This window comes from Alcanivorax sp. HI0044, from assembly GCF_001634945.1.
Genome location: NZ_LWEZ01000854.1, coordinates 1 through 790 on the forward strand (window position 1 = coordinate 1; position 790 = coordinate 790).

At 49.0% G+C, this 790-nt stretch carries 1 protein-coding gene; it reads left to right on the top strand.

Annotation, left to right across the window (positions count from 1 at the left end; all coding sequences use genetic code 11):
* On the top strand, positions 1-511 hold a 511-nt coding region (locus A3730_RS10015), incomplete at its 5' end, for an abortive infection family protein (protein ID WP_063538013.1).
* Positions 512-790: the final 279 nt, after the last annotated feature.

The following is a 790-nucleotide window of genomic DNA, read 5'->3' on the forward strand; positions in this document are numbered from 1 at the left end:
CGAAAACGAGAAAGCTGCGGACTGGCTTTGGAGCAATCACTCGGCACTAATGCGTGAAATTGGACTAAAACCAGAGGGCTTGGCTCCAACGTTTGTGCCACCAACTCTCTCTGCCAGAGATGTTGTTGAGAGAGCGCTTAAAGATACTGAGGCATTGCTAGCGACATCGGGCGCCACGAGCGGAGTTGATAGGGTGCATACCGCGCTACATGGCTACTTCCTTAGCCAGTGTGAAGCGGCGGGAATCACTGTGGATAAGGATGCTACGATTACCTCGCTATATAAGGCTCTTCGGAAATCCCATCCAAGTTTGAATAGTGGCGGTCACTGGTCAGCGGAAATTGACCGAATCTTAAAGTCCTTCTCTTCAGTTTTAGATACGCTGAATCAGCTGAGAAACCACGCGAGTGTGGCCCATGCAAATGAAAATCTGCTTTCGGAGGCAGATGCGGAGCTCGTATGCAATGCAAGCAGAACGATTCTGCATTACTTGGACAGCAAACTTCAGTGAAAAGGGCTAACAATCGCAGTCACGGCTACGTCTTTTCCATTGCGGCTTCGCCTCCATTCCAAAGCCGCGCGTGCTGCGGGCGTTATGCCTACAACTAAACGAGATATAAATAATGTCAGATAGCACATCAGCGCTTGCCATTGCGGTCCCGGGAGTCGTTGCGCTAGCGAGTTTATTGGTTCAAGCCTATAACATAAGGCAGCAACGCAATACGGAACTAGCGAAAATGTTTTACGAAGATCGGATCGCATCTTTGAGTTCTTTAACAAGAAGTGTATC